The sequence below is a fragment of the Caulobacter sp. AVps18 genome, assembly GCF_058681425.1.
Genome location: NZ_CM178737.1, coordinates 1,852,491 through 1,879,176, shown reverse-complemented (window position 1 = coordinate 1,879,176; position 26,686 = coordinate 1,852,491). Strand labels below are relative to the sequence as shown.

Annotated in this window: 27 protein-coding genes and 3 pseudogenes; 15 read left to right on the top strand and 15 right to left on the bottom strand. The window is 66.4% G+C overall.

All coding sequences use genetic code 11. The features are described from left to right. Nucleotides 1-33: 33 nt before the first annotated feature. Nucleotides 34-240 (bottom strand): DUF1192 domain-containing protein, encoded by a 207-nt coding sequence (locus tag ACW179_RS08900; RefSeq protein ID WP_492063937.1) that lies wholly within the window; start codon nucleotides 238-240, stop codon nucleotides 34-36. A gap of 93 nt (nucleotides 241-333) precedes the next feature. Here ACW179_RS08900 and ACW179_RS08895 point away from each other — a divergent pair, with 93 nt between their 5' ends. From ACW179_RS08895 to ACW179_RS08885, 3 genes are all read left to right on the top strand, one after another. Further along, the gene (locus ACW179_RS08895) at nucleotides 334-1,317 is read left to right on the top strand and encodes an NAD(P)H-quinone oxidoreductase (protein ID WP_492063935.1); all 984 of its coding nucleotides are present in this window, start codon (nucleotides 334-336) and stop codon (nucleotides 1,315-1,317) included. Between the two features lie 140 nt (nucleotides 1,318-1,457). Continuing rightward, complete coding sequence (locus ACW179_RS08890) at nucleotides 1,458-3,518, top strand: PAS domain-containing protein (protein ID WP_492063934.1); 2,061 nt, start codon at nucleotides 1,458-1,460, stop codon at nucleotides 3,516-3,518. A 60-nt stretch (nucleotides 3,519-3,578) separates the two neighbouring features. Continuing rightward, complete coding sequence (locus tag ACW179_RS08885; RefSeq protein WP_492063933.1) at nucleotides 3,579-4,301, top strand: DUF1013 domain-containing protein; 723 nt, start codon at nucleotides 3,579-3,581, stop codon at nucleotides 4,299-4,301. 162 nt (nucleotides 4,302-4,463) lie between these two features. On the opposite strand, the gene ACW179_RS08880 is transcribed toward ACW179_RS08885, so the two are convergent. Then, the gene (locus tag ACW179_RS08880; RefSeq protein ID WP_492063932.1) at nucleotides 4,464-4,637 is read right to left on the bottom strand and encodes a YdcH family protein; all 174 of its coding nucleotides are present in this window, start codon (nucleotides 4,635-4,637) and stop codon (nucleotides 4,464-4,466) included. A 132-nt stretch (nucleotides 4,638-4,769) separates the two neighbouring features. Between ACW179_RS08880 and ACW179_RS08875 the strand changes: the two genes are divergently transcribed. The 3 genes from ACW179_RS08875 to ACW179_RS08865 all read left to right on the top strand — a co-directional run bounded on the left by ACW179_RS08875 (nucleotide 4,770) and on the right by ACW179_RS08865 (nucleotide 6,159). Continuing rightward, complete coding sequence (locus ACW179_RS08875) at nucleotides 4,770-5,399, top strand: UbiX family flavin prenyltransferase (protein ID WP_492063931.1); 630 nt, start codon at nucleotides 4,770-4,772, stop codon at nucleotides 5,397-5,399. A gap of 4 nt (nucleotides 5,400-5,403) precedes the next feature. Beyond that, on the top strand, nucleotides 5,404-5,853 hold the full coding sequence (locus ACW179_RS08870) for a TIGR02444 family protein (RefSeq protein WP_492063930.1): 450 nt from the start codon (nucleotides 5,404-5,406) through the stop codon (nucleotides 5,851-5,853). A gap of 66 nt (nucleotides 5,854-5,919) precedes the next feature. Further along, nucleotides 5,920-6,159 (top strand): YdcH family protein, encoded by a 240-nt coding sequence (locus tag ACW179_RS08865; RefSeq protein ID WP_492063929.1) that lies wholly within the window; start codon nucleotides 5,920-5,922, stop codon nucleotides 6,157-6,159. Here the strand turns inward: ACW179_RS08865 and ACW179_RS08860 are convergent, their stop codons facing one another. Further along, nucleotides 6,160-6,522: a response regulator gene (locus ACW179_RS08860; RefSeq protein WP_492063928.1), complete on the bottom strand. Its 363-nt coding sequence runs from the start codon at nucleotides 6,520-6,522 to the stop codon at nucleotides 6,160-6,162. 150 nt (nucleotides 6,523-6,672) lie between these two features. Next, entirely contained in the window at nucleotides 6,673-7,386 is a 714-nt protein-coding gene (locus ACW179_RS08855; RefSeq protein WP_492063927.1) for a GGDEF domain-containing protein, read from the bottom strand. Nucleotides 7,387-7,605: 219 nt separating this feature from the next. Here ACW179_RS08855 and purE point away from each other — a divergent pair, with 219 nt between their 5' ends. The 4 genes and pseudogenes from purE to ACW179_RS08835 form a co-directional block, all read left to right on the top strand. Further along, nucleotides 7,606-8,109 carry a 5-(carboxyamino)imidazole ribonucleotide mutase gene (gene purE, locus ACW179_RS08850; RefSeq protein ID WP_492063926.1) on the top strand — a complete coding sequence of 168 codons (504 nt, stop codon included), beginning with the start codon at nucleotides 7,606-7,608 and terminating at the stop codon, nucleotides 8,107-8,109. Nucleotides 8,110-8,116: 7 nt separating this feature from the next. Beyond that, a complete protein-coding gene (locus tag ACW179_RS08845; protein WP_492063925.1) occupies nucleotides 8,117-9,223 on the top strand; it encodes a 5-(carboxyamino)imidazole ribonucleotide synthase in 1,107 nt (368 codons plus the stop codon). 98 nt (nucleotides 9,224-9,321) lie between these two features. Further along, entirely contained in the window at nucleotides 9,322-10,446 is a 1,125-nt protein-coding gene (locus ACW179_RS08840; RefSeq protein WP_492060831.1) for an IS481 family transposase, read from the top strand. 230 nt (nucleotides 10,447-10,676) lie between these two features. Next, nucleotides 10,677-10,840, top strand: a pseudogene (locus ACW179_RS08835) (aspartate racemase); the annotation flags it as partial. A gap of 3 nt (nucleotides 10,841-10,843) precedes the next feature. Here ACW179_RS08835 and ACW179_RS08830 read toward each other — a convergent pair. Both ACW179_RS08830 and ACW179_RS08825 read right to left on the bottom strand, forming a co-directional pair. Beyond that, nucleotides 10,844-11,083: a helix-turn-helix domain-containing protein gene (locus ACW179_RS08830; protein ID WP_492063924.1), complete on the bottom strand. Its 240-nt coding sequence runs from the start codon at nucleotides 11,081-11,083 to the stop codon at nucleotides 10,844-10,846. Continuing rightward, nucleotides 11,083-11,583 carry a DUF2975 domain-containing protein gene (locus tag ACW179_RS08825; protein ID WP_492063923.1) on the bottom strand — a complete coding sequence of 167 codons (501 nt, stop codon included), beginning with the start codon at nucleotides 11,581-11,583 and terminating at the stop codon, nucleotides 11,083-11,085. Before ACW179_RS08825 ends, ACW179_RS08830 begins: the two co-directional genes overlap by 1 nt. Nucleotides 11,584-11,687: 104 nt before the next feature. Between ACW179_RS08825 and ACW179_RS08820 the strand changes: the two genes are divergently transcribed. The 3 genes from ACW179_RS08820 to ACW179_RS08810 are packed head-to-tail and all read left to right on the top strand — an operon-like array spanning nucleotide 11,688 to nucleotide 14,105. Then, nucleotides 11,688-12,623 (top strand): ABC transporter ATP-binding protein, encoded by a 936-nt coding sequence (locus ACW179_RS08820; protein WP_492063922.1) that lies wholly within the window; start codon nucleotides 11,688-11,690, stop codon nucleotides 12,621-12,623. Continuing rightward, complete coding sequence (locus ACW179_RS08815; protein ID WP_492063921.1) at nucleotides 12,623-13,348, top strand: ABC transporter permease; 726 nt, start codon at nucleotides 12,623-12,625, stop codon at nucleotides 13,346-13,348. The genes ACW179_RS08820 and ACW179_RS08815 overlap by 1 nt, the downstream gene beginning before the upstream one ends. 46 nt (nucleotides 13,349-13,394) lie before the next feature. Beyond that, entirely contained in the window at nucleotides 13,395-14,105 is a 711-nt protein-coding gene (locus tag ACW179_RS08810) for an aspartate/glutamate racemase family protein (RefSeq protein ID WP_492063920.1), read from the top strand. On the opposite strand, the gene ACW179_RS08805 is transcribed toward ACW179_RS08810, so the two are convergent. Continuing rightward, nucleotides 14,102-15,106 carry a TraB/GumN family protein gene (locus tag ACW179_RS08805; protein ID WP_492063919.1) on the bottom strand — a complete coding sequence of 335 codons (1,005 nt, stop codon included), beginning with the start codon at nucleotides 15,104-15,106 and terminating at the stop codon, nucleotides 14,102-14,104. The genes ACW179_RS08810 and ACW179_RS08805 overlap by 4 nt on opposite strands. Continuing rightward, entirely contained in the window at nucleotides 15,103-16,113 is a 1,011-nt protein-coding gene (locus ACW179_RS08800) for a TraB/GumN family protein (RefSeq protein ID WP_492063918.1), read from the bottom strand. Before ACW179_RS08800 ends, ACW179_RS08805 begins: the two co-directional genes overlap by 4 nt. Before the next feature lie 130 nt (nucleotides 16,114-16,243). Between ACW179_RS08800 and mutL the strand changes: the two genes are divergently transcribed. Beyond that, on the top strand, nucleotides 16,244-18,160 hold the full coding sequence (gene mutL, locus ACW179_RS08795; RefSeq protein ID WP_492063917.1) for a DNA mismatch repair endonuclease MutL: 1,917 nt from the start codon (nucleotides 16,244-16,246) through the stop codon (nucleotides 18,158-18,160). 12 nt (nucleotides 18,161-18,172) lie between these two features. Here mutL and ACW179_RS08790 read toward each other — a convergent pair whose 3' ends face one another. The 3 genes and pseudogenes from ACW179_RS08790 to ACW179_RS08780 all read right to left on the bottom strand — a co-directional run bounded on the left by ACW179_RS08790 (nucleotide 18,173) and on the right by ACW179_RS08780 (nucleotide 19,952). After that, the gene (locus ACW179_RS08790) at nucleotides 18,173-18,886 is read right to left on the bottom strand and encodes a hypothetical protein (RefSeq protein ID WP_492064370.1); all 714 of its coding nucleotides are present in this window, start codon (nucleotides 18,884-18,886) and stop codon (nucleotides 18,173-18,175) included. Between the two features lie 66 nt (nucleotides 18,887-18,952). Further along, nucleotides 18,953-19,108: pseudogene (locus ACW179_RS08785) on the bottom strand (HNH endonuclease); the annotation flags it as partial. A gap of 10 nt (nucleotides 19,109-19,118) precedes the next feature. Further along, nucleotides 19,119-19,952 carry an RES domain-containing protein gene (locus ACW179_RS08780; protein ID WP_492063916.1) on the bottom strand — a complete coding sequence of 278 codons (834 nt, stop codon included), beginning with the start codon at nucleotides 19,950-19,952 and terminating at the stop codon, nucleotides 19,119-19,121. A gap of 567 nt (nucleotides 19,953-20,519) precedes the next feature. Here ACW179_RS08780 and ACW179_RS08775 point away from each other — a divergent pair. Continuing rightward, a pseudogene (locus ACW179_RS08775) lies at nucleotides 20,520-20,600 on the top strand (hypothetical protein); the annotation flags it as partial. Between the two features lie 4 nt (nucleotides 20,601-20,604). On the opposite strand, the gene ACW179_RS08770 reads toward ACW179_RS08775, so the two are convergent. The 4 genes from ACW179_RS08770 to ACW179_RS08755 all read right to left on the bottom strand — a co-directional run bounded on the left by ACW179_RS08770 (nucleotide 20,605) and on the right by ACW179_RS08755 (nucleotide 26,642). Continuing rightward, complete coding sequence (locus ACW179_RS08770; protein WP_492063915.1) at nucleotides 20,605-20,775, bottom strand: hypothetical protein; 171 nt, start codon at nucleotides 20,773-20,775, stop codon at nucleotides 20,605-20,607. Beyond that, nucleotides 20,766-21,974, bottom strand: coding sequence for a zinc metallochaperone GTPase ZigA (gene zigA / locus ACW179_RS08765; RefSeq protein WP_492063914.1), 1,209 nt, complete (start codon nucleotides 21,972-21,974; stop codon nucleotides 20,766-20,768). The genes ACW179_RS08770 and zigA overlap by 10 nt, the downstream gene beginning before the upstream one ends. Nucleotides 21,975-22,334: 360 nt before the next feature. Beyond that, on the bottom strand, nucleotides 22,335-23,315 hold the full coding sequence (locus ACW179_RS08760; protein WP_492063913.1) for an acetamidase/formamidase family protein: 981 nt from the start codon (nucleotides 23,313-23,315) through the stop codon (nucleotides 22,335-22,337). Between the two features lie 159 nt (nucleotides 23,316-23,474). Beyond that, the gene (locus ACW179_RS08755) at nucleotides 23,475-26,642 is read right to left on the bottom strand and encodes a TonB-dependent receptor (protein ID WP_492063912.1); all 3,168 of its coding nucleotides are present in this window, start codon (nucleotides 26,640-26,642) and stop codon (nucleotides 23,475-23,477) included. Nucleotides 26,643-26,686 lie beyond the last annotated feature (44 nt).

Sequence of the window (26,686 nt, the reverse complement as noted above, 5' to 3'; positions counted from 1 at the left end):
ACGCCTTAGATCCTGACTAAGGTAAATGAATTCCTAGTCGAGGCGACCAAACAGCGCATTGGCCGCGTCACGCCCGGCCCGCTTCTTGTCCAGGTGGGCCCGGGTGCGGTTGATCTCGGCCTGCAGGGCCTCAATCCGCACTTCCAGTTCGGCGACCCCATAGACATCAAGGTCCTCATGCGTCGTCTCATTCAGCGCCTGACCGCTGAAAGCACGGGGCTCGACAGGTTCCTCAAGCATGGGCTGGCCTCCCTCTGGCGTACGAACGACCCTTTTCCTCCGATCATCTGACGCCTACCAAGGGCCCAAGGCAAGACTTCAGGGAGCAGGACCATGTCGGACATGATGACCGCGATCGCCGTCGAAGGCGGCAAGGGCGGGGCCGACGCCCTGGTTGCAACCGAGCTTGAGCGTCCCGTTCCGGGTCAGGGCCAGATCCTGATCAAGGTGGCCGCCGCCGGCGTGAACCGTCCCGATCTGCTCCAGCGGATGGGTTTCTACCCCCCGCCCCCCGGCGCGCCGGTCACTTTGGGCCTGGAGGTCGCGGGCGAGGTGGTGGCCCTTGGTGAGGGTGCCGGGCGCTGGACCCTCGGCGACAAGGTCTGCGCCCTGCTGGGCGGCGGCGGCTATGCGCAATATGCCGTCGTCGATGCCCGCCACGCCCTGCCCGTGCCCGAGGGCTTCGACATGGTCCACGCCGCCGCCCTGCCCGAGACGGTGTTCACCGTCTTCGCCAATGTGTTCGAGCATGGGGCGCTGAAGGCCGGCGAGACCCTGCTGGTGCATGGCGGAACGTCCGGAATCGGAACAACGGCCATCGCCATGGCCAAGGCGGCCGGCGCCACGGTCATCGCCACCGGGCGCGGTGCCGACAAGAAGGCCACGGCCCTTGCGCTGGGTGCCGACATCGCCGTCGACACCAAGACCGAGGACTTCGCCGAGATCGCCAAGGCGGCCGGCGGCGTCGACGTGGTGCTCGACATGGTCGGGGCGGCCTATTTCGACAAGAACCTCAACGCGCTCAAGACGGGTGGCCGCATCGTCTATATCGCCGCCCTGGCCGGGCCAGTGCTGGACGTGCCGGTGATGGCCATCATGCAGAAGCGCGCCACGATCACCGGCTCGACCCTGCGTCCACGCTCGGCCGACGAGAAGGCCCGGCTGGCCGGGGAGATCGAGCGCCTCGTCTGGCCCTGGATCGCGGCGGGCAAGCTTACGCCGGTCGTGGACGCCACCTTCCCGCTGGAAGACGCGGCCAAGGCCCACGCCCACCTGGAGGCGGGCGAGCATGTGGGCAAGGTGATGCTGGTGGTTTGACGGCGCAGGGTACAGGCTGCGGCGTTGTTTCAAACGCCGTTATGCGAGACAAAGTGTCGCGTCCGCGCCGCGCCGCCTTTTTAGCGTCGTTAAACCCCTGATGTGTTTCCTGTCGCCAAGGCGGAGGATCAGCGGGAAACATGACAAGCGACAGCTTGAAACACGGCGGCGACCTTGACGCCGGGCTGCAGGCCGCTCTGGATGTCGTGCCCCAGGGATTTGCCGTCTTCGACGCGCAGGACCGTTGCGTACTCTGGAACGCTCGCTATGCCTCCCTCTGGGCGCGCTGGGGCGTGACCCTGACCCGCGATCTGCCCTTTGAACGCCTGCTGCGGGCGGGACTGGCGGCGGGACGCTATCCAGAGGCTGCTGCAGATGCAGAAGCCTGGATCGCCGAGCAACTGGCGCGCCGCCTCGATGCACGCCTCGACGAAGCCCGCATCGAGGAAATCCGCGAAGAATTCGGCGAGAACCTGCGGTTTGAGACCCGCCGCACGCCCTCGGGTGGTCTGGTCACGGTCTGCGTCGACATCACCGACCTACGCCGCCGCGAGGCGCAAGCCCTTGCGGCGCAAGGCTTCCTGGACGCCGTGATCGAAAATGTCCCGGCGACGCTGTTCGTGAAGAACGGTGATACGGGCCAGTTCATGCTGGTCAATCGGGCGGCCGAAGACCTGCTGGGCTCGCCCCGCGTCGAGCTTCTGGGAAAGACCGATGCGCACTTCTTCCCGCCGGAACAGGCCGCCTATTTTGCAGAGGTCGACCGCAAGGTGCTCGAAAGCGACGAGGTGGTCACCATCGACGAAGAGCCGCTGGATACGCCGCACGGCGGCCGGCGCTGGCTCCAGACCCGCAAGGTCGCCATCCCGGGCGAAGACGGCCGCCGCCACCTGCTGGTGATCTGCGAGGAGATCACCGAACGCAAGGCCAATGCCGCCGCCCTGGCCGAAGCCCTGAAAAAGGCCGAGGCCGCCAGCATCGCCAAGAGCGAGTTCCTGGCCAATATGAGCCACGAGATCCGCACGCCGCTGAACGGGGTGATGGGTATGGCAGAGGTGCTCAGCCGAACCCAGCTCAACGACGCCCAGCGTGAGATGATGGGGGTGATCCTCAATTCAGGCCGCACGCTGAACCTTCTGCTGAGCGATATCCTGGACCTCTCGAAGGTCGAGGCAGGCGCTCTGGAGTTGACTGAAGAGCCGCTGGACTTGCGCGAGGCCGTCACTGCCGCCGTGGCCGTCTTCCAGGCGGTCGCCGTGGACAAGGGGCTGGATTTCCAGCTCAGCTTTGCAGAGGCCTTTCAGGACCATGCGCAGGGCGACGCCCTGCGCATCCGTCAGATCATCGCCAATCTGACCAGCAATGCGGTCAAGTTCACAGACGCCGGCGCCGTATCAATCCACGCCACCACCCAGCCCACCGCCGATGGACGAGTTCTGCTGGCCGTCACGGTCAGCGACAGTGGCGACGGCTTCGACGCGGCCACCGCAGACCGGCTGTTCGAGCGCTTCCAGCAGGCCGACGGCTCGGTCACCCGCAAGGTGGGCGGCACGGGCCTTGGCCTGCCGATCGCCCGGCGACTGGCCCGACTGATGGGCGGGGATGTCGTGTGCCGTGGCGTGCCCGGCGAGGGCGCGACCTTTACCTTCCAGGCGGTGCTGTCGGTCGGACGCCGCCCCGACGTCGAAGGACCGCTCGTCAGCGAGGCCAGCTGGGCACCGGAGCGTCGCCTTCGCGTCCTGTTGGCCGAAGACCATCCGACGAACCAGAAGGTTATTCGCCTGATGCTGGCCGATGCCGCCGAAGTCACCGTGGCGGCCGATGGTCAGGCTGCGCTCGAGGCCTTCGAGGATGAGGAATTCGACGTCGTCCTGATGGACACCCAGATGCCGGTGATGGACGGCCTGGCCGCCACCGCCGCGATCCGCGCCCGCGAAGCGCGGCTCAGCGCGCGCAGAACACCAATCGTTTCCCTGACCGCCAATGCTATGCCCCACCAGGTGCAGGCCTGCCTGACCGCCGGTGCGGACTATCACCTGGCCAAGCCCGTCAGCATCCATGCCTTGTTCGCGATCCTGACCACGGCCATCAACGACAGCCGGCAAGACAGGCGCTCGACGGGCGCCATGCATGGCCCCTGCGACGCCGGCGCCGATGCCCTCTCCATCCCCCGTTCCCTTTCCGAACGAACCGGATTATAGGTCCAAGCTGAACATCCCGCCCGGCCGAAAGGTCGGGCGCCGTCATTTCTGGAGGACCGCATGTCCGACATCCTGATGCCCAAGGCGACGGCCGTCTGGCTCGTGGACAACACATCGTTGAGCTTCGAGCAGATCGCTGACTTCTGTAATCTGCACCCGCTGGAAGTGCGCGGCATCGCCGACGGCGAAGTGGCGCGCGACATTCGCGGCGCCGATCCGATCGGCAACGGCCAGTTGACCCGCGAAGAGCTGGACAAGGCACAGGCCAACGACCTGTACCGCATGAAGGCTCAGGTCAGCCGCCATGCCGAACTGCTGAAGCCGCAGAAAAAGGCTCCGCGCTACACGCCCGTGTCGCGCCGCCAGGACCGCCCGGACGCCATCGCCTGGTTCCTGCGTCACCACCCCGAGGTGACCGACGCCCAGATCTCCAAGCTGCTGGGCACCACCAAGTCGACCATCGACCAGGTGCGCCAGCGCTCGCACTGGAACGCGGCCAACATCAAGCCGGTCGATCCGGTGACCCTGGGCCTGGTCGGCCAGCTGGAGCTGGACGCCCTGGTCAAGAAGGCCGCCGAGAAGAAGGCCAAGGATGACCTGAAGAAGGGCATCCTGCCGGAAGATCCCACCCTGCGCCCCGCTTCGGAGACCGGCGTCGTCGAGACTCCCGAGGAGGACGAAGAGGCCGCTTACCGCAAGTCGCGGGCCGAGCCCAAGGCCGAGGACGTGTTCGGCAAGTCGACCTACGTGGCCGACGACGAAGACGAGGACGACGAAGACTAAAGACCCTCTGGTCAGCAAAAAGCCCATCCCGTTTCCGACGGGATGGGCTTTTCATTACGAGTCTAGAGCGCGTTCCGAAAAGTGGGAACCGGTTTTCGGAATAAAACGCGCGTGAAAACAAAAGCCTAGAACGGCTGATCTGATTCCATCAGATCAACCGCTCTAGTGTATCCGGGCCCTCAGCCCTTCTATCTCTTCCTTCAACCTGAGCTTCTGCCGCTTGAGTTCCCTAAGTCGGGTACCGTCACTGGCGGGACGCTTGGTCTCCTCCTGAATCGTGCGATCAAGGCTCTCGTGACGGGTTCCAAGCTCGCGGATACGGGATTCGATGGCCATGGCTGTCGGCTCCTTGCTGGTTGATGCAAAAGCAGTGAACACCCGCTGCGCCTCGCTGTCAGATCACATATGGTTGCACGCGGCGCCGCTTGACGTGGCGACCCTTCATCCCGTGCCGGACGATTATTCACCATGTCGGACCTTCCCAAGACCGCCGACCGCCCCAGACTGATCGTCGGAATCTCCGGCGCCTCGGGGGTGGTCTATGGCCTGCGCGCCCTGGACGCCTGTCGCGAACTGGGCGTCGAGAGCCATCTGGTGCTGTCGAAATCGGCCGCCCTCACCCTGTCGCAAGAGACCGACCTGGCGGTCTCTGAGGTCAACGCCATGGCCGACGTCGTGCATCGCGCCGCCGATGTGGGCGCGGCCATCGCGTCCGGATCGTTCCGGACCCTGGGCATGGTGATCGCCCCGTGCTCGGTGCGGACCATGAGCGAAATCGCCAGCGGCGTAACGTCTTCGCTGCTGACGCGGGCCGCTGACGTGGTGCTGAAGGAACGCAAGACCCTGGTCCTGATGGTGCGCGAAACACCCCTGCATCTGGGCCACCTGCGCACCCTGACCAAGCTGTCGGAGATGGGCGCGGTGATCGCCCCGCCCCTGCCGGCCTTTTACGCCAAGCCTGCCAGCATCGCCGAAATGGTCGACCAGTCGGTCGGCCGGGTGCTCGACCTGTTCGATCTCAACTGGCGGCCGGTGAAGCGCTGGGGCGAGGACATCGCCACCATCACCGGCGGCGGTGCAGACAAGGGTGAGGGTTAAGATCATGGACCTGTGGACCTGGGCCCTGGACGTCTATGCGCGTCAGGATGTCGCAGAGGCCTGCCTCAGCTTGCAGGACGCGCACGGCCAGAACGTGCCCTACCTGCTTTGGGCGGCCTGGGCGGCCGGCGAGGGCCGGCAGGCCGACGCCAAGGCCGCAGCCCTGCTGATGAAGCGCTGGGACGCCGAGGTGGGGGCCCCGCTGCGCGGCGTGCGCCGGGCCTTGAAGCCGACTCGCCCCGAGATCGCCGACGACGCCCGCGAGGGCCTGCGCGAAGCGATCAAGGGCGTCGAACTGCAGGGCGAACGCGTGCTGATGCAAGGTCTGGAGGCCCTGTGCGGCCCGCCCGGCGCGCCGGTCGACTGCCTGGACGCTCTGAAACGCGCCGCCACCGCCTCGGGCGACCCACCGCGGACCAGCGCCCTGGAGCGGCTGGCCAAGGCCCTGACGTGAAAACCTTTACGAGCGGTCAGCCTTTGCTATCTATCACGACAGACGACAGACAGGTGGGGAGCGTCCATGAGCGATGACACGTCCATGAACGACGACGAACCGTCGGACGAATCCGACGTCGCCATCGAGCGTCGCCTGGCCGTGCTGCGTGAGGAGCATCAGGATCTGGACGCCGCCGTCCAGGCCCTGGAAGAGCGGACCCAGCCCGACATGCTGCAGATCGCCCGGTTGAAGAAGAAAAAGCTGGCCCTGAAGGACAAGATCGGCCGGCTTGAAGACCTGCTGATGCCTGACATCATCGCCTGATCAGGCGGCCAGGTTGGCCTCAAGCGCCCGCACGCCGTTCAGCAGGCGGGCCGGGGTAATCGGCTTTTCGAGACGGGCGTCCGCCCGCTCGTCGTCGCGCATCCGCGAAGGATCGATGGCCGAGGCCAGCAGGGTCGCAGTCAGCGCGCCACGCCGCTCGCGCACGGCCCGGATCAGCTCGCCGCCGGTCATGTGGGGCATGTAGAAGTCGGTGATCACCAGATCCGGCTCGAAGCTGTCCAGGTGGGCCAGCGCCTCTACGCCGTCCCGGCACAGCAGAACCTCGAATCCGGCCTCGGTCAGCGTGATCTCGTAGATCGTCGCCAGAAGCGGATCGTCTTCGGCGATCAAAATACGCTGCATCCTCCCCCCCAGGCGCTCCAGGCCTCTAGACCAAGCTAATTGGCTTAATAGATGATGAATTGCGTAGCTTGCAGGGGTGCGAGAGTCCCCGTGCGAAATGTCGCAGAAGACCAGAGGTGGCGCCGCTGACCTTGCTGTCGGATCAGGGGCTCAGGCCTGGCGGCGCTTGCTGAGAAACATCGCCGCATCAGCTTCGGCCAATGCGACCTCGGGATCAGAGCCAGGCTGGATCTCACGCACGCCCCACGAGATGTGCAGCGGCGCAGACCACTCACCAAACTGCACAGGCGTGTCCTGCACGGCGGCGGCCAGGCTGGCAGCCTTGGACAGGGCAGTGTCCCTGTCGGCCTGGGCCAGCAGCACGGCAAACTCGTCGCCCCCCATCCGGCCCACAATGTCGCTCTCGCGCACATTGGCCAGAAGGCGACTGGCCACGGCCTGCAGGGCGGCGTCGCCGGCCGCATGGCCGAAGCGGTCATTGACGGTCTTGAAGCCGTCCAGGTCGAAGAACACGACGCTGGCGGGCGAGCCATAGCGCTGGGCGAAAGCCGCCACCCGCTTCATTTCGCGCAGGAAGGCCCGGCGATTGAGCACCGGGGTCAGCACGTCCTGATCGGCCAGCCCCTGGGCCTCGTTGAGGCGCAACTTGAGGCGCGAGACCTCGCCCCGCAGATCGTCGATCTCGGTCATCAGGGTCGACAGGGCTTCCTGGACCTGTGGGGTCAGATCGGCGGCCGTCAGGCCCAGAAAGGCGGCGCTGTCGGTGGAAGTGGTCTCGCGCACCGCGACCTGGGCCCCCGCACGGGCCAGGGCCCGCTTGCGGATGGCGGCGAAGGGTTCTGTCCGGGCGCCGGAAATTTTCATGACCAGGGGGAATCGTCCATTGTGCAGTTATGGTTAATTCTTAACGGGAACGGCGTTCGGCGCAATCGGGCTGCGTTTTCGCCGCAGGCGCGCGGCCCCATGGCCGGGGCTGTGCCCGATTCCCGGGCGTAGGCGCGTTTTGGACTTGCACTGGCGTCATGGACGCGCATACGGGGCGGCTTTTCAGGCTCCGCCGCCGTCAAGGGGACCTCGACGCAGATGCCAACCACCTCGCCGCCCCTCTCGCCTCCCGTCGCCATTATCATGGGCAGCCGCTCCGACTGGCCCACCATGAAGGGCGCCGCCGACGCACTGGACAGCCTGGGCGTGGCCTATGAGGCCAAGGTTATCTCGGCCCACCGGACGCCCCAGCGCCTGTTCGACTTCGCCACGGGCGCGCAGGCTGCCGGCTTCAAGGTGGTGATCGCGGGGGCCGGCGGCGCGGCGCACCTGCCCGGCATGGCGGCCTCGATGACCAACCTGCCGGTGCTGGGCGTGCCAGTGCAGTCCAAGGCCCTCAGCGGCCTGGATTCCCTGCTGTCCATCGTCCAGATGCCGGGCGGCGTGCCGGTCGCCACCCTGGCCATCGGCGAGGCGGGGGCCAAGAACGCCGGCCTGCTTGCCGCCCAGATCCTGGCCCTGTCCGACCCCGACCTGGCCGGGCGACTGGCCGCCTCGCGCCAGGCCCAGACCGACAGCGTCGCCGAAAGCGTCGAGGACTGATCCGCACATGAGTGACGCAAATCCAGGCAAGGGGGCCTTCCCCCTCGTTCCGGGCTCGACCATCGGCATCCTGGGCGGCGGACAGCTGGGCCGCATGCTGGCCCTGGCCGCCGCACGCCTCGGCTTCGACGTGGTGATTCTGGACCCCGAGGAAAACAGCCCCGCCGGCCGGGTCGCCGCCCGCCAGATCGTCGCCGCCTATGACGACCGCTGGGCGCTGAAACGCCTGGCCGAGGCCTGCGACGTGGTCACCTACGAGTTCGAGAACGTGCCGGCCGACACCGTGGCCGAGCTGACCGCCCTGGGCTGCGTCGTGGCACCGGGGGCCAAGGCCCTGGCCGCCGCTCAGGACCGGGTCGTGGAAAAGAGCTTCCTGGCCGAGATCGGCGTGCCCACCGTGGCCTTCGCCGCCGTCCAGGACAGCGAGACGCTTGCCGCCGCCGTCGGCAAGATCGGCGCACCGTCCCTGCTGAAAACCCGCCGCGAGGGCTATGACGGCAAGGGCCAGGCCTGGATCCAGCGGGCCGGCGACGCCGAGGCTTCGTTCGACAAGATCGGCCGCCAGTCGGCGATCCTGGAGGCACCGGCCGACTTTGGGCGCGAGCTGTCCGTCATCGCCGCCCGTGGCCGCGACGGCGAGATTGCCTGCTATCCGCTGTCGGAAAATCACCACGAGGGCGGCGTCCTGCGTCGCACCGTCGCCCCGGCCCGGGTGACGCCCCAGACCCGCGACCAGGGCGAGGCCATAGCCGCAAAGATCCTGACCGCTCTGGACTATGTCGGCGTGATTGGCGTGGAACTGTTCGAACTGGCCGGCGGCAAGCTGCTGGTCAACGAGTTCGCCCCTCGCGTCCACAATACAGGCCACTGGACCCAGGACGGCTGCGAAGTCGACCAGTTCGAGCAGCATATCCGCGCCGTGGCCGGCTGGCCTCTGGGCCCGACCCAGCCCCTGGCCCATGTCGAGATGACCAACCTGCTGGGTGCTGACGTCGAGGCCTGGAAGAAGCTGGCCGGCGAGCCCGAGACCCGCGTTCACCTCTACGGCAAGGGCGAGGCCCGCCCGGGTCGCAAGATGGGGCATGTGAATAGGTTGCGCGGGCTGAAGGACTAGAAATCCCTCTCCCCTTGCGGGTGTTTGGACCGGAGACATCCGTGACAGGTGTTCGGAGACATCCGTGACACATTTTCCGATCTCAGAGGGAGGTCGGGATGCCGTTCACGGGGGTGTCTGCGATGGATCGCAAACGGGAGTTTGTACGGCTAGCCTTGGTTGAAGGCTGTAACAGGCGGGAGCTTTGCCGGCGGTTCGGGGTCAGCGCGACACTGGGCTACCGGCTCCTGGCGCGCTATCGGGAGCAAGGCGATGCGGGTCTTGAGGCGCGATCTCGCCGACCGCGGACCTCGCCCCGGCGCACGGAGACGGCGGTTGAGGATGCGACGCTTCAGGTCCGTGCGGAGCATCCGGCCTGGGGTGGCCGCAAGATCGCGGCGGTGCTGCGGCGTGAGGGGCTTGAGGCTCCGGCCCCCTCGACGGTGACCCAGATCCTGCGCCGGGGTGGTGTGGCGCTGGGCGGTGAAGGCGGCGGCGCTCAGCCTTTCATCCGCTTCGAGCATCCCCAGCCCAACGATCTGTGGCAGATGGACTTCAAGGGCCATGTGGCCCTGGGCTCAGGGCGACTGCATCCCCTGACGGTGCTGGACGACCACTCGAGGTTTGCCGTGGTCTTGGCCGCCTGCGCCAACCAGAAGACCCAGACCGTCAAGGATCAACTGATCCAGGCCTTTACGCGCTATGGTCTGCCCTGGCGCATCGCCACCGACAACGGCTCGCCCTGGGGCAACGGCCCCGGCGATCCCTACACCCCGCTGGGCGTGTGGCTGATCGAGCTGGGCGTGCGCATCAGCCACTCCCGGCCCTATCATCCCCAGACCTTGGGCAAGGACGAGCGCTTCCATCGCACCCTAAAGGCCGAGGCCCTGAGCGCGCCCTTCGAGACCCTCGACCATGCGGCCCGCGCGCTCGATCACTGGCGCGACATCTACAATCTGGTCCGGCCTCACCAGGCCCTGGACATGGCGGTTCCCGTCGATCGCTACCGACACAGTCCAAGGCCCTACCAGCCCGTCATCCCGCCCTTCGAGTACGGACCCGACGACCAGGTTCGCCGGGTCCAGCAAGGGGGCCATCTCAGTTTTGCCAACCGTCCGCTCAAGGTCCCAAAAGCCTTCGCTGGAAAAGCTGTCGCCCTGCGAGCCACCCAGACCGATGGCGTCTTCGACGTCTTCTTCCAGACCCAACGTCTCAAAACCATCGACCTGAGGACCGCAAAATAGCATCCTCAACCTGTCACGGATGTCTCCGAACACCTGTCACGGATGTCCCCGGTCCAAACAGCGGGAGAGGATGGCCCGCAGGGCCGGGTGAGGGGTCGCTCGGGCCTTTCCGACAGGCCTTTCAACCCCTCATCCGTCCGCTGCGCGGCCACCTTCTCCCGCAAGGGGAGAAGGAAGATACTGAGGAGCCCCTCACGTCCCAACAAGCGATCATCGGCCTGATCGGCGGCATGAGCTGGGAAAGCTCGCCCCAGTACGACCGGCTGATCAATGAGGCGGTGCGCGCCCGGCTGGGCGGGGTGGCCTCCGCGCCACCCTGATGTGGTCGTTCGACTTCGCCGAGATCGAGGCCCTGCAGCATCAGGGCCGCTGGCCGGAGCTGCCCCGATTCCTGACCTCACTCCGCCTCGTCCGGTCCCGCCAGGTCCTCTGCGTCGAAGGCGTAGTCCAGGAGGTCGCCCGGCCGGCAGTCCAGGGCCGCGCAGAGGCGGGCCAGGGTGCGGAAGCGGATACCCTTGACCTTGCCGGAGCGGAACAACGACAGCTGGGTCTCGCTGAGGCCGACCTCGGTCGCCAGATCCCGGGCCTTCAGGCCCTTGGAGATGATCAGGGCGTCCAGGGTGACGCGGACAGGCATCAAATCATCTCGTCGAGTTCAGCCTGGGCCGCCAGCGCCTGGTCCATGACCCGGCCCAGCAGGAACAGCGCGCCACCGATCATGCCCAGCGTCATGCCGGGCACGTCGAAGTGCAGATAGCCGCCCTTGGCCTGGCCGACCAGCCTGACGAGGTTGCTGACGACGAACACGCTGGCCAGGCCGCCGATCCCCAGGGCCAGGCCGACGCGGCGCAGGGCCGGGGGCAGGGTGGCCTGGATCAGCCGGCCCTTGGAAAGATCGCCCATCGCCCGGCCGATCGACCAGACGCCGAACAGATAGCAGACGGCAGGCAGGCTCGTGATCGTCGAGGCCACGACGGCGCCGGGCCCCGGCCAGCGCTTGTGCAGCAGCACCATCAACAGCGGGAAGATCCAGGCCATCAGCGCCAGCAGGGCGCCGACGCTGACGACCATGAAGATCGCCAGGCCGCGGAACTGCCCGCAGCGGCGGCGGAAATGGTCGATGTCGCTCTGACTCAAGAGGCCTCTCCTGGGGCGCGGATTGTGACGTGTCTTTAATCTTGACTTAAAGACGCGCACTCCGCAACTTTATCTTAGAGTTAAACGAAACGAGGCCGACGCTGATGCCCGCCGCCATTGAAACCGAAGGCCTGACTCGCCGCTTCGGCCGCCATCTGGCCGTCGATGGCGTGACCCTGACCGTGCCCGAGCGGGCCGTATACGGCTTTCTGGGCCGCAACGGCGCGGGCAAGACCACGACCTTGAAGATGGTTTTGGGCCTGATCCGGCCAACGGCGGGACACGCGCGGATCTGTGGCGTCGACGTCGCCCGGGACCGCCTTACGGCGGCGCGCAAGGTCGGGGCGCTGCTGGAGGCGCACGGCCTCTACGCCAATCTGACGGGGCGCGAGAACCTGGCCTTGACCGTCTCCCTGCTGGGCCTGCCGACGAGCGAGATTGATCGGGTGCTGGAGGTGGTCGAGATGCGTCCCGACGCCGGGCGCAAGGTCGCGGGCTATTCGCTGGGTATGCGCCAGCGGCTGGGCCTGGCGCGGGCCATGCTGGGCGCACCGCCGGTGCTGGTGCTGGACGAGCCGACCAATGGCCTGGATCCCGACGGCATTGCCGACATGCGCCGCTTCCTCAAGAGCCTGCCCGAGCGGACCGGGGCCACGGTGCTGCTGTCCAGCCATCTGCTGGGCGAGATCGAGCAGACCGTCACCCATGTGGGCATCGTCAACGCCGGGCGCCTGGTCCTGGAGGGCGAATTGGCGCGGCTGAAGGCCGACCTCGCGCCCGAGATCCTGTTGCGCACCGGCGATGACACGCGCGTCGTCCCACTGCTGCTGGCGCGAGGCTATGCGCCCGTCGCCGCCGAGGGCGGCCTGTCGGTGGCCGTGCGCGCGGGTCAGGATCCCGACCAGGCCGTGGCTGAGCTGGCCCGGATCCTCGTCGAGAGCGGTGCGGCCGTCTTCGCGATCGGGCCTCGGCCGCGATCGCTGGAGGACATCTACCACCGCGTCGCCACCTCCCCTGCCGCTCAAGCCGAGGCCGCCTGATGCTCGCGACCCTGTCCGTCGAAATCCGCAAGCTGAACCGCTCTCTGGCCCTGGTGCTGGCCCTGGCGGCGCCCAGCCTGATCGCGATCTTTCTGTTCTTCAACGTCTTGAGGGCCAAGCGCGGCGTGCCCTGGGACTACCTGCTGCAGGGCTCGGCCGGGGTCTGGGCGTTCTTCATGCTGCCCATGAGCGTCACCGCCCTGACCGCCCTGATCGCCCATATGGAGCATGGCCCGCGCGCCTGGGATCACCTGCGCGCCCTGCCGGTCCCGCGCTGGCAGATCCACGCGGCCAAGGCGATCTGCGTCATCGCCATCGTCGCGGCGATGAGTGTGCTGAACCTTCTGCTCTCGGCCGGGGCGGTCACTGTCGCCGGAGCGCTGAAGCCGGACGCCGCCGCCACCGGCACGCCCGACGTGGCACGCTGGGCGTTGGTGCTGGCCAAGATGATGGCCGCCTCGCTCCTGATGATCGCGCTTCAGCTGTGGACGGCCCTGCGCTTCCCCAGCTTCGTGCCGGCCCTGGCGCTCGGCATCGGCGGGACCTTCTTCTCGGTGGTCGCCACGGCGGCCAAGGCGGGCGTCTACTTCCCCTGGCAGATGCCGTTCAACATGATGGCGGACCAGACCTGGCGCGTGACCACGGCCCTGTCCCTGGGCGGAGGTCTGGGCCTGGTGGTCCTGATCCTGGCCATCGTCCATCTGGCGCGGCGCGAGGTTTTGTAAGGCCGCGCCGGCCTGCTAGAGCGTTAGTCGGCGACGTGGAGCAAGCATGACCGACCAAGCCCTGATCGGCCTCATAGGCGGTATGAGCTGGGAAAGCTCGGCCCAGTACTACCGGCTGATCAACGAGGCGGTGCGCGCGCGGCTGGGCGGCGTGGCCTCGGCCCGTACCCTGATGTGGTCGTTCGACTTCGCCGAGATCGAGGCCCTGCAGCATCAGGGCCGCTGGCCGGAGCTGTCGCGACGCCTGGCCGACGCGGCGCGGGCCCTGGAGGCCGGCGGGGCCGACTTTCTGGTGCTGTGCACCAACACCATGCACCGCGAGGCCGACACCATCGAGGCCGCCGTCCACATTCCCCTGCTGCACATCGCCGACCCGACCGCCGAGGCGATCAAGGCCGCCGGCCTGACCCGCGTGGGCCTGCTGGGCACGGCGTTTACAATGGAGCAGGACTTCTATCGCGGCCGGCTGGAAAAGCGCCACGGGCTGGAGGTGCTGGTCCCCGAGGCCGACGACCGCAAGGCCGTCCACGACATCATCTACAACGAGCTGGTGGCCGGCCAGGTGCTGGAGACGTCACGCGAGATCTATCGCGGCGTAATCGCCCGGCTGGTCGAACGCGGGGCCCAGGCGATCATCCTGGGCTGCACAGAGATCATGCTGCTGGTCTCGCAGGCCGACAGCGCTGTGCCCCTGTTCGACACCACCACCCTGCATGCGATGGCGGCCGTCGACCGGGCGCTGCAAGACACGCCCTAACTCGACGGATCGCCGGGCGTCGTCACCTTGAAGCCCCGGGCGCGAAGCCGGTCCAGAACGCCGTCTTCGGCGACCAGTCCACGGATCGAGAACAGCGCCACCGCATGGCCCGGTGTCTTCATGGCCTCGCTCAGGGCGTTGACCTCGTCATTGAGACTGCGTTGTTGCATGTCGGCCATGCCCGGCATCGACCGCATGCAGCGCTGGAAGTTGCGCGGCCCGACGATGGCGCCGCGCACATCGCCCTGCGCCCAGGCGCGGGCGGCAGCCTGGGTGGCGGCAGTTCCGGCCTCGACTTCGCTGAGCATGCCCTCCAGGCACAGCTTGCCCGCCTCGGCAGAGTGCTCGCGCACCACGGTCTTGACCATCGGCATGGCCTTGTAGACCCCGGCGGGGCGCGACTTGACCTTGCGCTTGCGGGCCAGGCGCTCGATCGTGCGCTCCGGTTCGCCGCCGTCCAGGCCGGACTTCTTCTGGTAGTCGATGCCGATCATCATGCCCGCGCCCAGCGGGCTCCATTCGCTATAGCTGTCAGGCGCCTTGCCCAGCTGCGTGCGGACCCTGGCCAGGCGGGGTGCCAGCTCCGGCGCGATCTGATCAAGCGGCACGTCGGACTTCAGCTTGCCAAACAACCGCAGCAGGGCGGGAATGTCGGTGAGGCCCGCCTTGCCGACCGGCGGCATGATCAGCGCAAAGGCGCCGTTCAGACGTCGATCCAGCACCGAACTGTCCCAGGCCATGCCCTTGGGCATCGCGGCCAGCGTGCCCAGAACATAGATCGTGGTGTCGGCGTCCGACACCTTCCACCAGGCCGGGCCGGGCAGGCGGGCGTTGACGACCAGTTCCTCGACCACATTGGCCTCGGGATCCTCGACGACCTGGGCGTGGGCGGCGAGCGGAGCCACCGTGAGGGCGGCGATCAGGCAGAGACGTTTCATGCGCGCACCGTGGCGTGATCCTTGCGGCGAAAGCTTGGCCGGGATGACCCTGTGAAGGATCATGGCGCCGGATCCCCCGGCGTGGTGACCGTAAAGCCCCTGACGCGCAACTGCTCCAGAACGCCGTCTTGCGCGAGCAGAGAGCGCAGTTCGATCACGGCCACCGCCTTGCCGGGGGTCTTCAGCGCAGCACCGATGGCCTTGACCGCGTCGTCGCGGCCATCGCGCAGTTCGCGGGCGATCGACGGGGTCGAGGCCAGGCAGCGCTGAAAGCCTCGATCGGCGGAAACCACCGTGCGCACCTCGCCCCGAGCCCAGGCCTCTGCCAGGCGCTTGATCCCGCCATCGCCGTTCTCGGCCTGGCGAAGGCCCGCATCCAGGCACAGCTGCTGCAACGGCTCGGGCGCCTGGGCCAGGCTCTTCACGGCGCCGACCAGGCTATAGTCCGGCAATTTCTGGATGCGGGGGCGCTTGGCCAGCGAGCTGTCCTTGGCGATGTCGCGGATCCGCTCGGTGACGCCGCCCAGGCTGATCGAAACATTGCCGCCGTCCTGGGCGTTGGCGACCAGGAAACCCGCGAACGCCGGCTTGATCTCGTCCATGCTTTCGGGCTTCTCCTTCATGGTCGCCAGCCGCGCCTCCAGCCGCGCCCGCAGCTCGGGCGGCAGGGTCTGGCGCATCGGCTGGTCCATGATGAAAAGCTTGCGGCCGCCCACCGCCAGGGCAATGATCCGCACCACGCTGATATCGGCCTCCTGGCCCATGATCAGCACATTGGCCCCGTCCAGCCGGCGCTTGAGCACAGACTCGTCGACCTCAAGCTTCGACGGGGTCATGGCCGGAACGCCCAGCACATAGACGGTGGTGTCTGCGTCGGAGACCTTCCACCAGGCCGGGCCGGGCAGACGGGCGTTGACGACCAGTTCCTCGACCAGATTGGCCTCGGGATCGACCCGTTTGAGGTCGATGGGCCCCGAAGCGTCCACGGCCTGCTGGGCGAAGGCAGGGGGAGCAGTCACAAGCGCCAGGCTGGCGGCGGCGGCGAAGGCGGCGAAACGTCCGGTCGTCACTATGTAGGGTCCTCGAAGGCGGGCGGAATCGATCTAGGATCGCCCGTCGTTTCCAGTTGGACCGGGCCAAGCGGGGTCGGTCAAATTACGATGACGCAATGCGGGCCCTGGTCCGACGAGAGTTCCGACCATGCCCATCCGCCGCCTGCCGCCCGAGACCGTCAACCGCATCGCCGCCGGCGAGGTGGTGGAGCGGCCCGCCAGCGCCATCAAGGAACTGGTCGACAACGCCATCGACGCCGGTGCCACGCGCATCGAGGTGGAGGCCCATGGCGGCGGCCTGACCCGCATCCTGGTGGCCGATGACGGCTGCGGCCTTTCGGCCGAAGAGCTGCCGGTGGCCATCGAGCGTCACGCCACCTCCAAACTGGCCCCCGACGCGCAGGGCCTGTGGGACCTGCTGGCCATCCACACCATGGGCTTTCGGGGCGAGGCCCTGCCCTCGATCGGCTCGGTGGCGCGCCTGTCGATCAGCTCGCGCGCCAAGGGTGCCAGCGAGGCCCACGCCATCCTGGTCGAGGGCGGGCAGGTGGGCGAGGTGACCCCCGCCGCCTTCCCCGGCCCGCACGGGGCCCGGATCGAGGTGCGCGACCTGTTCTACGCCACCCCCGCCCGGCTGAAGTTCATGAAGTCCGAGCGCTCCGAGGCCCTGGCGATCACCGAGGAGATCAAGCGCCAGGCCATGGCCCATGAGGCGGTCGGCTTCTCGCTGGACATCGACGGCCGCCGAACCTTACGCCTGCCACCCGAGCATCCGGGACCGCAAGGGCGCCTGGCGCGTCTGGCCGCCGTGCTGGGCCGCGACTTCCAGGACAACGCCATCGAGATCGACCAGACCCGCGACGGCGTGCGCCTGACCGGCTTTGCGGGCCTGCCGACCTATAACCGTGGCAACGCCGCCCACCAGTATCTGTTCGTGAACGGACGACCCGTGCGCGACCGGCTGCTGCAGGGCGCCCTGCGCGCCGCCTATGCCGACTTTCTCGCCCGTGACCGCCACCCGACGGCGGCCCTCTATGTGTCGCTGGAAACCACCGAGGTCGACGTCAACGTCCACCCCGCCAAGGCCGAGGTGCGGTTTCGCGATCCGGCCCTGGTGCGCGGCCTGATCGTCGGGGCCCTGCGTCACGCCCTGGCCGGGGCCGGCCACCGGGCCTCGACCACGGTAGCGACCCAGGCGCTGGACAGCCTGCGCGCCGAGCAAGGCGGCAGCCTCCTGGGCGGCTACCGGCCCCAGAGCTTCCAGCCTGGCCCGTCTGCGAGCGGCTTCTCGGCCTGGCGCGAGGGCGGCTGGGCACCGCCGCGTCCGCAGGTGCTGCCGGGGCTCTCGGACGTCTCGGCGCGGGTCGAGCCGGGGTTGGGCGATGGACTGGCCGACGCGGTGCGCGGCGTCTATGAACGCAGCGACGGTTCATATCATCAGCCTGCGGATGGATATGCCACTCAGGCGCCCTTCGACCCGGTCGACTTCCCGCTGGGCGCTGCGCGGGCTCAGGTGCACGAGACCTATATCGTCGCTCAGACCCGCGACGGCATGGTCATTGTCGACCAGCACGCCGCCCACGAGCGCCTGGTTTATGAGCGGATGAAGCACGAGATGGAGGCCGGCGGCGTGGCCCGCCAGACCCTGCTGCTGCCCGAGGTGGTCGATCTGGACCCAGCCGAGGCCGAGCGGGTCATCGCCCGCGCCGAGGAGCTGGCGGCCCTGGGCCTGGTCATCGAGAGCTTCGGCCCCGGCGCGGTACTGGTGCGCGAGACCCCCGCCCTGCTGGGCAAGACCGACGCGGCGGGTCTGGTGCGCGACATCGCCGACGACCTGGCCGAGAACGGCCAGGCCCTGGCGCTGAAGGAGCGACTGGAAGAGGTGTGCTCCACCATGGCCTGCCACGGCAGCGTCCGCGCCGGCCGCCGCCTGAACGGTGCCGAGATGAACGCCCTGCTGCGCGAGATGGAGGCCACGCCACATTCCGGCCAGTGCAACCACGGCCGCCCCACCTATGTGGAGCTGAAGCTGGCCGATATTGAGCGGCTGTTCGGCAGACGGTAGGGGGATGCGAAACTAGCCGATGCCGGTCCAACGCCGAATTTGGTCAGCGTCGAAGGCTACGCCGGCATGCCAGTCGCCCTCGCCGTCTAGGTAGTGGGCGACACCGTGTGGACCAGCTCGTTGAATGACCTTCATGCCTACCCTTTCGACAAGCGGACTAATGTTATCGTTGTCGACTAGCCAACGCTCGTAACCCTTGATCGCTGGCCCGCCCAGATTGATCACCCATTCGTAGCCACGAAACGAGAGCGCGAAGTAGTGCTCACCCTGCCTAGTGCCGAAGATGTCGTAACTGAAGCCTGCTTGCACCCAAGTGTCGCTCTCGGGGAGGTGCATATAGGTAAGTTCAGGAGCGATCACGCGCTCGGCAAAAGGCCATTGACCGGAAACACAGGTTCCGCGCCGCGCCCAGGTGCGGATCGCATCCCAGTGGGGGTGATCGACCAGATTGTCGATTGCGGTATCGCCCCCCCAGAACTGACGCTGCGCCAGAGCCTCAAAGGCCATCTTGGCTAGGAAGCGAGACATCTCGCGTTTGGGTGGTTTGAAGGTCTCGCTAAAAACGAGAACCGGGCCTGGGTCCGCTTTTAACGCCGTGGCGACGAAGGTGTCAGCCCGCTCGCGATCGCTGAATCGCTCCAGCTTTATCTCGGGCGTGCCATTAGGTGAGAGCCGCAGCCCAATCGGAATACTCGACCCTAAAAGCTCGCCTCGCCAGTAAGGCATATCCCCTCGCTTGTTTGGGATCTGCCACCGTGCGCGAAGATTTCGGAACGACTCGTGCTCTAGGATCGGCGCCTCAACCTTGCGGGCGAAATAGTTGTTGCAGGGATCGCATACAGTACCCGGTGCTAGGACACGGTTTCGGTTGCCGAGACTTTCGGGCAAAATGTGCTCGACGCTTCTGCTCCCCGCAGAATTGGCCTTGCAGAATAGACAGCGTTCCATGGCTCTCTCACTACTCCTCGGCGGCCCATTTCGGCGACACCTCGACGATGACGTTTTTGACTAGCGATTTGACACCGCGCTCGTCGATCTGGACATAGTAAGGGTTAGTTGTCTCACGAGCGTCTAGCGTGACGTCCCGGATTTCATGGAGACCGCAGGTCAGAAGTTCAGCAGCTTCCAAATCGAACAAGGCAATGTTGAAACGGTCCGCGCCGAACGCCGTGCGATAGGCTACTCCATCGAACCCTTCGGCCCGAAACATCTCGGCGATCACTTGGGTGGCAGCATAGTCCGCGCGATTATCGTCGCGCGTGACCGGCGCCCTAAAAGCACGTGCCAAATGCCCCCAGACCGCCTTTGATCGCTCGTCGGCTGAAGGCTCGTCTTCGTCCAGATAAATGTTGAGCTTATCAATATCGCGTGTGCAATCGACAACTCGGACATCACGACGAAGCCCAAACGTTCCTACTGAAACCAGCGAGCCGATCCAGGGTCGCACTTCAGCCATGGCGGTGTGCTTGTCGCCGGCCATGTAAAAGCATGGAATCCCCTTCGAATTGACCCTGCCTTCACTTGCGCGGTTTGCAAGCGGTGTCATCCGGTCAGGCAAGGCGGGACTAGGCACATAGTCCTCAAGGTCAGGTTCGAAGACATCGTTGTGAGCAACCTGGGCGCGGTAGAAATGCCGCCCGACAGAGAATGTGTGAACTCGGTCGCGACTTTGCCTTAGCAGCAGGCGTAGGAACTGCTCAGTTTCCGGCGAACGGACGTAACGCCAGCCTCTGGCGACTTCTTGCTGGAACCGCCAGAAACTACGCCAAGATGAAAACGACTCGTCATCCATTGCCCACCCCTTTCGACCAAACTCCAACCGCTCCGCCGGGCGGCACCCCGCCCTAAACCCTTGGTGGATCGAAGCTCTGGGGACTGACCGAGTCAAGGACGGCGCGCCGCGCCGCCGCGACGCGGCCGCCTAAGGCGGTCCTTGACTCGGTCAGGCTCCAGAGCACGCTGGCAGCCAAGGTTTCAAGGCGCGGCCTCGCGGCTGCGGGCGGGGGTGGGAGGGGCTGGGCCTCTCCCCCTATTACCGTCATTCCCGCCCTTGTGGCGGGAACCCCTGGCTCAGCCGACGGTGAAGCGCGTTGGCGCGCCGGCGCGCCACTCTACTGCACCTGCGACCGACAGAGAGGTTCCCGCCACAAGGGCGGGAATGACGGAGTTGTATGAGCGGCGTGCGCCACCTCACAACCTCCCGCCGCCGTCCGCCCTTGAGCTTGTCCAGCGCCCGGCACGCGGGTTCAACCTGAGCCGCCGCGGGCGCGGCGGCGGCGGTCATCTTGAGATCGGTGATCGCCTTGGTGGTGGCCAGGCCTGCCGCGACCTGCCGGGTCAGAGCCGGTCGGTCGGCCAGCGAGGCCAGTGCAACCACGGCCGGCCGACCTATGTGGAACTGAAGCTGGCGGATATCGAGAGGCTGTTTGGGAGGCGATAGCCCCCTACAGCGCCTCGCACACATAGACCCGGTAGGGCCGCTCCTTCCCCTCCGCCGGCAGGAAGCGATACAGCACCAGCAACCACTCTGCCTCATCGTGGTCGATGCCGAGGGTGGCCGAAACCCAGGCAACGGTGGGCTCGCCGTCGCCCAGGGGCGGCGGCTCTAGCCCCATTTGGGGAACGGGTCGGGCAGCTTGGTCCACGCCCTGGGGCCAAAGCGATATTGCAGATCCGACAGCAGGCAGTCGTCAAAGCCCTTTTTGAGCGCGGGCTGATCCATGTCGATACCGATCAGCACGATCTCCTGGCGACGGTCGCCATGCGGCGGCGTCCAGACCTTTTCGATGGTCGCCCGCCAGGCCGGATCGTCGGGCCACTGGTCCTGCGGCGCCGTCGCCCACCAGCGGCCATGCGGGCCGTGCTGGGTGACCGCCCCGGCCTGACTCCAGCCGCCGACCCGGTCATAGCGCGTGGCCAGCCAGAAGAAGCCCTTGGAGCGGATCACGCCCGGCCACTCGCTTTCCAGCCAGGCCTTGAGCTTGCCAGGGTGAAAGGGCCTGGAGGCGCGATAGACGAAGTGGCTGACGCCATATTCCTCGGTCTCGGGCAAGACCTCGCCCATCAGGGCCTTTTGCCAGCCGGCCGCGCCCTCGGCCTTGGTATAGTCGAACAGGCGGGTGCCCATCACGTCGTCCAGGGCCACCGCGCCGCGTTCGGAACGGAGGATCCGGGCCCCCGGATTGAAGGTGGCGATGATCCCGGCCAGCCGGCCCAGATCGTCTTCTGAAACCAGATCGGTCTTGTTGAGCACGATGACGTCGGCGAACTCGATCTGCTCGACCAGCAGGTCGACCACGGTGCGCACGTCGCCCTCGCCCGCCGTCTCGCCGCGCTGGGCCAGGCTGTCGCGCGAGGCGTAGTCACGCAGAAAGTTGAAGGCGTCGACCACCGTGACCATGGTGTCCAGCCGCGCCACGTCCGACAGGCTCTGGTCGGCCTCATCGCGAAAGTCGAAGGTGGCGGCGATCGGCATGGGCTCGGAAATGCCGGTCGACTCGATCAGCAGATAGTCGAAGCGGCGCTCGGCGGCCAGGCGGCGCACCTCCTGCAACAGGTCATCGCGCAGGGTGCAGCAGATGCAGCCGTTGGACATCTCCACCAGGGTCTCGTCGGTGCGCGACAGGTCCGCGCCGCCTTCGGCCACCAGGGCGGCGTCGATATTGACCTCGCTCATGTCGTTGACGATCACCGCGACCTTCTTGCCCTCGCGGTTGTTCAGGACATGGTTGAGCAGGGTGGTCTTGCCCGCCCCCAGGAAACCCGAGAGCACGGTCACCGGCAGGCGGCGATCAATCCTTGACGCTTGGGACACGCAGAGGCCTCATGATGTTATAGTATAACATCAATAGCCAGATCCCGGCTGGCGATCAAGTCGTGAAGTTATGTTATAACGTCACGATAGTCACCCTCAGCCACCACGGCGAGCCGCAGAGCTGCACGCCGAAGCCGGCCGGTTGCCGCGCTTGGATGCCGGCGGCCCGAAGGCCGTTGTCGTCGTCGAAGAAGGCGGTCTGACCGGCCCGCTGATCGTCCCGACCCTGACAATGACCGCCGGTCCGCAACGCGGAAGGGCGCCAGATTTCGCTCCTGGCGCCTGTATCCGCCGCCCCGAGCGACGGCGGGCCGAGTGCCGACCCGCCGTCGTCTGACCTATGAGCTGCTGCCCTGCGCGCTACTTGACGCTGACCTTGGTCTTGAACAGCGACTTGCGCACGATGCCGTAGACGAGAAGGTTATGGTCCACCGCTTCAGCGATGCTGAAGTCCACGCCGATGCTGGACAGCGAGTAGGCGTCGGTGACGGACAGATTGGCCCGGCGCTGCAGGAAGCCGACAGTCTCCTCGACCGCAGCGCGCAGCGCCACGTCCAGATCTGTGTCCATGCCCATGATGTAGAAGTTGTTCTTGTCCTCGGCCACAGGCCACTTGAGCACTGACCCGGCGCCCTTGTGGACCGTGAACTGCAGGGTCGCGGTCATCGAAGCTTCAATCGCGTTGCCGGCCACCTCGCCGTCGCCCTGCGCCGCGTGGGAGTCGCCAGTATAGAACAGCGCGCCGGTGTTGAAGACCGGCAGGTAAACGGTCGAGCCGTCCGTGAGGCGGCTCAGGTCCATATTGCCGCCGAACGGACCCGGTGCGCGGGAGCCGACCTTGCCGCCCAGGTCGGCGCTCGGAGCCACTGCCATGATCCCCATGAAGGGCGCCAGGGGCACCTCGATCTCGGGCGAGAACAGAGCGACCTTTCGGGCCAGGTCGAACTTGATGATTTTCGGTGTGCGTTCCTTCACCAGCGTGGGAGCGACCCCGCTCGGGCCCGGGGTGTTCACGCCATAGGGGACACGCGGCTTGATCTGGATGATCTTGACCTCGAGCAGGTCGCCCGGTTCGGCCCCCTCGACATAGATCGGACCCGTAAGGACGTGTCCGCCAAAGCCCGCTTGGGCCGACACCTTACCGATGTCGATGACGTCCTGCAGAACCTGTTCAGCAGGAATACCGCCGGCCTTGAAGTAGCCGACCGCGTCAGCCACCGCGCCCGCGTGGGAGATGGTGTCGATGACGACGGTCTGGCCGGACTTGATGCGGAGCACCGGGGCGCGGAAGTTATTGATTTCGCCCCGGATCACCGTTTCCGGACGTGACGGCAGTGACACGGTTTGCGCCAGGCTCGGGGCAGCGGATAGTCCAGCGCAAAGCGCCAAGGCGCAGGCAAGTGCGCGCGGAGAAGTCTTCGCCATGGGGCGTGTCCTTTCGAGGGAGCGACTTGAAGAGGGGGAAAGGGTCTCGGCGACCGCTGGGCGGCCGCCGGGCGATCAGTAGGTCATGCGCACGCCGAGCTTGAACGCCCGACCCATCAGGTCGTAGGCCCCCTGGCTCGTGATCGCGACGATGGGCGGATCCTTGTCCAGAAGGTTGTCGATGTTGCCATAGACACGGATCTGGCGGTTGCCATCGTCGCGCAGCGTGTAGGCGGCGTTGGCGTAGAACAGCAGGGCTTCGGGCCAGAGGTTGCGGTTGATGCTGTTGCTGGCGGCGATGTTGTAGTCGGGATCATCTGGCCCCTTGAGGGTCGCGCTGTATTTGACCCTGTTGACATAGCGGGCCTGCAAACCGGCGGTCAGCTTGTCGAGCGTGTAGTTGGCCGACCCCACCCAGGACCATTCGGGATTGGTGATGGTTCCGGCGACGTCGGTATCAACGCCGGAACTGGTGATGGTGCGCGCGTCATCGGTCCAGCTACCGAGCGCCCTCAGGTTCAGGGTGCCGGGGATCTTGAGCGGCATCGAGTCCAGCGGCACGGCATAGGCAATCTCGATATCAACGCCGTTGGTCCGCTGGGCATTGAGGTTCAACTGGGTGGCGTTCACGCGCGAGAAGCCCAGGTTGGTGCTGTCGCGCACCACGAACGCTTCCCAGGCCGTGTTCTTGCGAACCAGCAGATCGTCGAGGATCTCCTGGGCGCTCAGGGTGGCGATCGCGCCCTTCAGCTTGATGTCATACCAGTCGACCGAGAGGCGCAAGCCCCTGGCCCAGTTCCAGTCAGGCTGGAACACGACGCCGACGGTATTGGTGTCGCCCTTTTCGGGGTCCAGGTTGGGGTTGCCGACCGTGTTGCTTTTGATGAATCCCGAGGCGTTGTTCAGACGGTTGACGACGTTGGGATTGCCTTCCGAGCCGGGGTTGAAAAGCTCATTGATGTTCGGCGCGCGGATGTCACGCGACCGGGTGGCCCGGAAGCGCAGGGCGTCGTTCAAATCCCAGGTCAGGCCGGCCTTCCAGGTCGTCACCGCGCCCGAGGTCGAGTAGTCGGTACGCCGCACCGCCGCGTTCAGGTCCAGCGCCTTGGCGAACGGAAGGTCCGCCAGCAGCGGGGCTCCGATTTCCGCATAGGCCTCGCGAACGTTCACCGCGCCGTCGAACAGCGAATAGTTCTGGTTCATCAGCGCGCCGCGCTGACCATCCAGGGAATTGAGGCTGCTTAGCGTGTCCTTGCGCCACTCGATGCCGACAGCCAGGGCCGCAGGGCCGGCCGGCAGGCTGAACGGCGAACCCGAGAGATTGGCCGTGACGTCGTAAAGCCAGAATTCGAAGTCGGCGTTGGAGGCCGAATTCCAGTAGCGCTTGGCTGCCTGGTTATAGTCGACATTGGAGCCGAAGATGTTGAAGGGCACGCAGTTGGGCGACAGGTTGGCGATCAGCAACGCCTTGGTGATCGGGTTCTGCGCGTTGAAATAGGGGTCGGTCTCGACCGGTCCGCAGACAGGCGTTCCATTTGGACCCGCCACGACATAGGCCGAATGATAGAAGTCAGCCGTGCGCGGGGTATCGATCAGCTTGGGCACGAAATTGGACTTGCCGATGCCCGCGCCGATATCCCAGTCCCAGTCGCCGAAAATCTTGCCGTTCAGCCCGGTGTCGAACTGCATGGTATCGGTGCGGTTGCGCGACTTGATGGAGCCCAGATCGGTATGGCGCGTGGCGCCATAGGTGAACTGGGTGATGTTGGCCGCCCTCATCGCGGCCACGACACTGGCGGGCAGGAACGGGTTGGTGATCTGCACCGGATAGTTCGAGAAGTTCGGCACCCGGGCCCCGAACGAGCGTCCCTCGGGCAGGAATTCGGCATATTGCAACTGCGCAAAGCCGACGATGTCCGAGGTGAACTCGAACTCGGCGCGGCCCATATAGGCCTGGCGCTGATAGGGCTGCCGCAGGAACCCGTCGGGGTTCTCGACACTGCCATAGTTGGTCTGGGCCGGATTGATCATCTCGGTCCCGCCGTTGATCGTTCCGTAGTTGAAGGTCGAGGTCAGGCCACCGTCATTGAAGACGATGCCCCTCAGCGGCCCGCCGGTGATCATCCCCTGATCATTGTAGGCGCTGGTCTCGACATAGTTGGAGATGATGTTGGCCGGCAGGCCGCGCGCCACCCGGTTGGGCATGGCCGAGGCGGAGATGGTCAGGATCCCCGGCTCTTTCTGACCCCATTTGCGCACGTACATCGTGCCCGTACCGCGCTGGTCAACATAGTCGCCGCCGACCACCACATGCAGTCGGTCGTTGAAAAACGACTTGCCGACGATGAAGGATGGATTGATCTCGATGCCGTCGCCGCGCTGGCTGACGCCGTAGCGCAAATCGAGCTGTGCCCCCTCGAACCGGTTCTTGAGGATCAGGTTCACCGCCCCGGCGATCGCATCCGAGCCGTAGGCGGCCGATGCGCCACCCGTAACCACGTCGACGCGGTCGACCATGCTGGTGGGAATAAGGTTGGAGTCGAAGACGTTGCCGGTGCCGTCGGGGACGTGGCGGCGACCATTGACCAGGGTCAGGGTGCGGCTGGCTCCCAGACCCCGGAGGGCCAGGGTGGCCTTGCCGGCGCTCTGGGCCCCATTGGAGTTCTGGCTCGCGCCGACCGCGCTGCGGAAGGCCGGGATAGAGTTGGTGAATTCGGCCACCGAGGCCGCTCCGCGAGCCTGGACTTCAGCGCCGCCGATCACGGTTACGGGGGTGGGCGCCGTGAAGCCGGCGACGGTGAGGCGGGTGCCGGTGATCACCACGCTTTCAACCTCGGTCGCCACCGCCGGTTCTGCGACGGTCTCGACGGCGTCTGCGCCAAGGGGCGGCGAGGGAGCCGCGTAGGCCGCCTTCTGAAGGATCGGCCGACGTCGCGCCGTCAGGATGAAGGTGCGGCCGTCGCTGGAAGCGATCGAAAGATCCGAACCCTCGATCAGGCGAAGCAGGGCCTGTTCGACAGGCAGGACACCCACCACGGCATTCGTGCGCTTGCCGGCGGTCGCATCGGCCGTGGCCAGGATCTGGATGCCCGCCTGGCGAGCGAATTCAGAAATCCCCGTCTGCGCAGGTTGCTCTCTAATGTTGAAGCTACCACCGGCAGCATTCGCCGCACTGCTCAGCGCCACCGTTGCGACTGCGCCCAAAAGCATCGCTCGGCTGAGCGAAAATCCGGCCGATTTCATTATCCCCTCCAGAGGGACAACTCAGCCAATATTGGCAGGTCCCG

Excerpts from the sequence above, each read along its gene's own strand:
- ACW179_RS08900 (WP_492063937.1), bottom strand. The coding sequence starts at position 240 with ATGCTTGAGGAACCTGTCGAGCCCCGTGCTTTCAGCGGTCAGGCGCTG.
- ACW179_RS08895 (WP_492063935.1), top strand. The coding sequence starts at position 334 with ATGTCGGACATGATGACCGCGATCGCCGTCGAAGGCGGCAAGGGCGGG.
- ACW179_RS08890 (WP_492063934.1), top strand. The coding sequence starts at position 1,458 with ATGACAAGCGACAGCTTGAAACACGGCGGCGACCTTGACGCCGGGCTG.
- ACW179_RS08885 (WP_492063933.1), top strand. The coding sequence starts at position 3,579 with ATGTCCGACATCCTGATGCCCAAGGCGACGGCCGTCTGGCTCGTGGAC.
- ACW179_RS08880 (WP_492063932.1), bottom strand. The coding sequence starts at position 4,637 with ATGGCCATCGAATCCCGTATCCGCGAGCTTGGAACCCGTCACGAGAGC.
- ACW179_RS08875 (WP_492063931.1), top strand. The coding sequence starts at position 4,770 with ATGTCGGACCTTCCCAAGACCGCCGACCGCCCCAGACTGATCGTCGGA.
- ACW179_RS08870 (WP_492063930.1), top strand. The coding sequence starts at position 5,404 with ATGGACCTGTGGACCTGGGCCCTGGACGTCTATGCGCGTCAGGATGTC.
- ACW179_RS08865 (WP_492063929.1), top strand. The coding sequence starts at position 5,920 with ATGAGCGATGACACGTCCATGAACGACGACGAACCGTCGGACGAATCC.
- ACW179_RS08860 (WP_492063928.1), bottom strand. The coding sequence starts at position 6,522 with ATGCAGCGTATTTTGATCGCCGAAGACGATCCGCTTCTGGCGACGATC.
- ACW179_RS08855 (WP_492063927.1), bottom strand. The coding sequence starts at position 7,386 with ATGAAAATTTCCGGCGCCCGGACAGAACCCTTCGCCGCCATCCGCAAG.
- purE (WP_492063926.1), top strand. The coding sequence starts at position 7,606 with ATGCCAACCACCTCGCCGCCCCTCTCGCCTCCCGTCGCCATTATCATG.
- ACW179_RS08845 (WP_492063925.1), top strand. The coding sequence starts at position 8,117 with ATGAGTGACGCAAATCCAGGCAAGGGGGCCTTCCCCCTCGTTCCGGGC.
- ACW179_RS08840 (WP_492060831.1), top strand. The coding sequence starts at position 9,322 with ATGCCGTTCACGGGGGTGTCTGCGATGGATCGCAAACGGGAGTTTGTA.
- ACW179_RS08830 (WP_492063924.1), bottom strand. The coding sequence starts at position 11,083 with ATGCCTGTCCGCGTCACCCTGGACGCCCTGATCATCTCCAAGGGCCTG.
- ACW179_RS08820 (WP_492063922.1), top strand. The coding sequence starts at position 11,688 with ATGCCCGCCGCCATTGAAACCGAAGGCCTGACTCGCCGCTTCGGCCGC.
- ACW179_RS08815 (WP_492063921.1), top strand. The coding sequence starts at position 12,623 with ATGCTCGCGACCCTGTCCGTCGAAATCCGCAAGCTGAACCGCTCTCTG.
- ACW179_RS08810 (WP_492063920.1), top strand. The coding sequence starts at position 13,395 with ATGACCGACCAAGCCCTGATCGGCCTCATAGGCGGTATGAGCTGGGAA.
- ACW179_RS08805 (WP_492063919.1), bottom strand. The coding sequence starts at position 15,106 with ATGATCCTTCACAGGGTCATCCCGGCCAAGCTTTCGCCGCAAGGATCA.
- mutL (WP_492063917.1), top strand. The coding sequence starts at position 16,244 with ATGCCCATCCGCCGCCTGCCGCCCGAGACCGTCAACCGCATCGCCGCC.
- ACW179_RS08790 (WP_492064370.1), bottom strand. The coding sequence starts at position 18,886 with ATGCCTTACTGGCGAGGCGAGCTTTTAGGGTCGAGTATTCCGATTGGG.
- ACW179_RS08780 (WP_492063916.1), bottom strand. The coding sequence starts at position 19,952 with ATGGATGACGAGTCGTTTTCATCTTGGCGTAGTTTCTGGCGGTTCCAG.
- ACW179_RS08770 (WP_492063915.1), bottom strand. The coding sequence starts at position 20,775 with ATGGGGCTAGAGCCGCCGCCCCTGGGCGACGGCGAGCCCACCGTTGCC.
- ACW179_RS08755 (WP_492063912.1), bottom strand. The coding sequence starts at position 26,642 with ATGAAATCGGCCGGATTTTCGCTCAGCCGAGCGATGCTTTTGGGCGCA.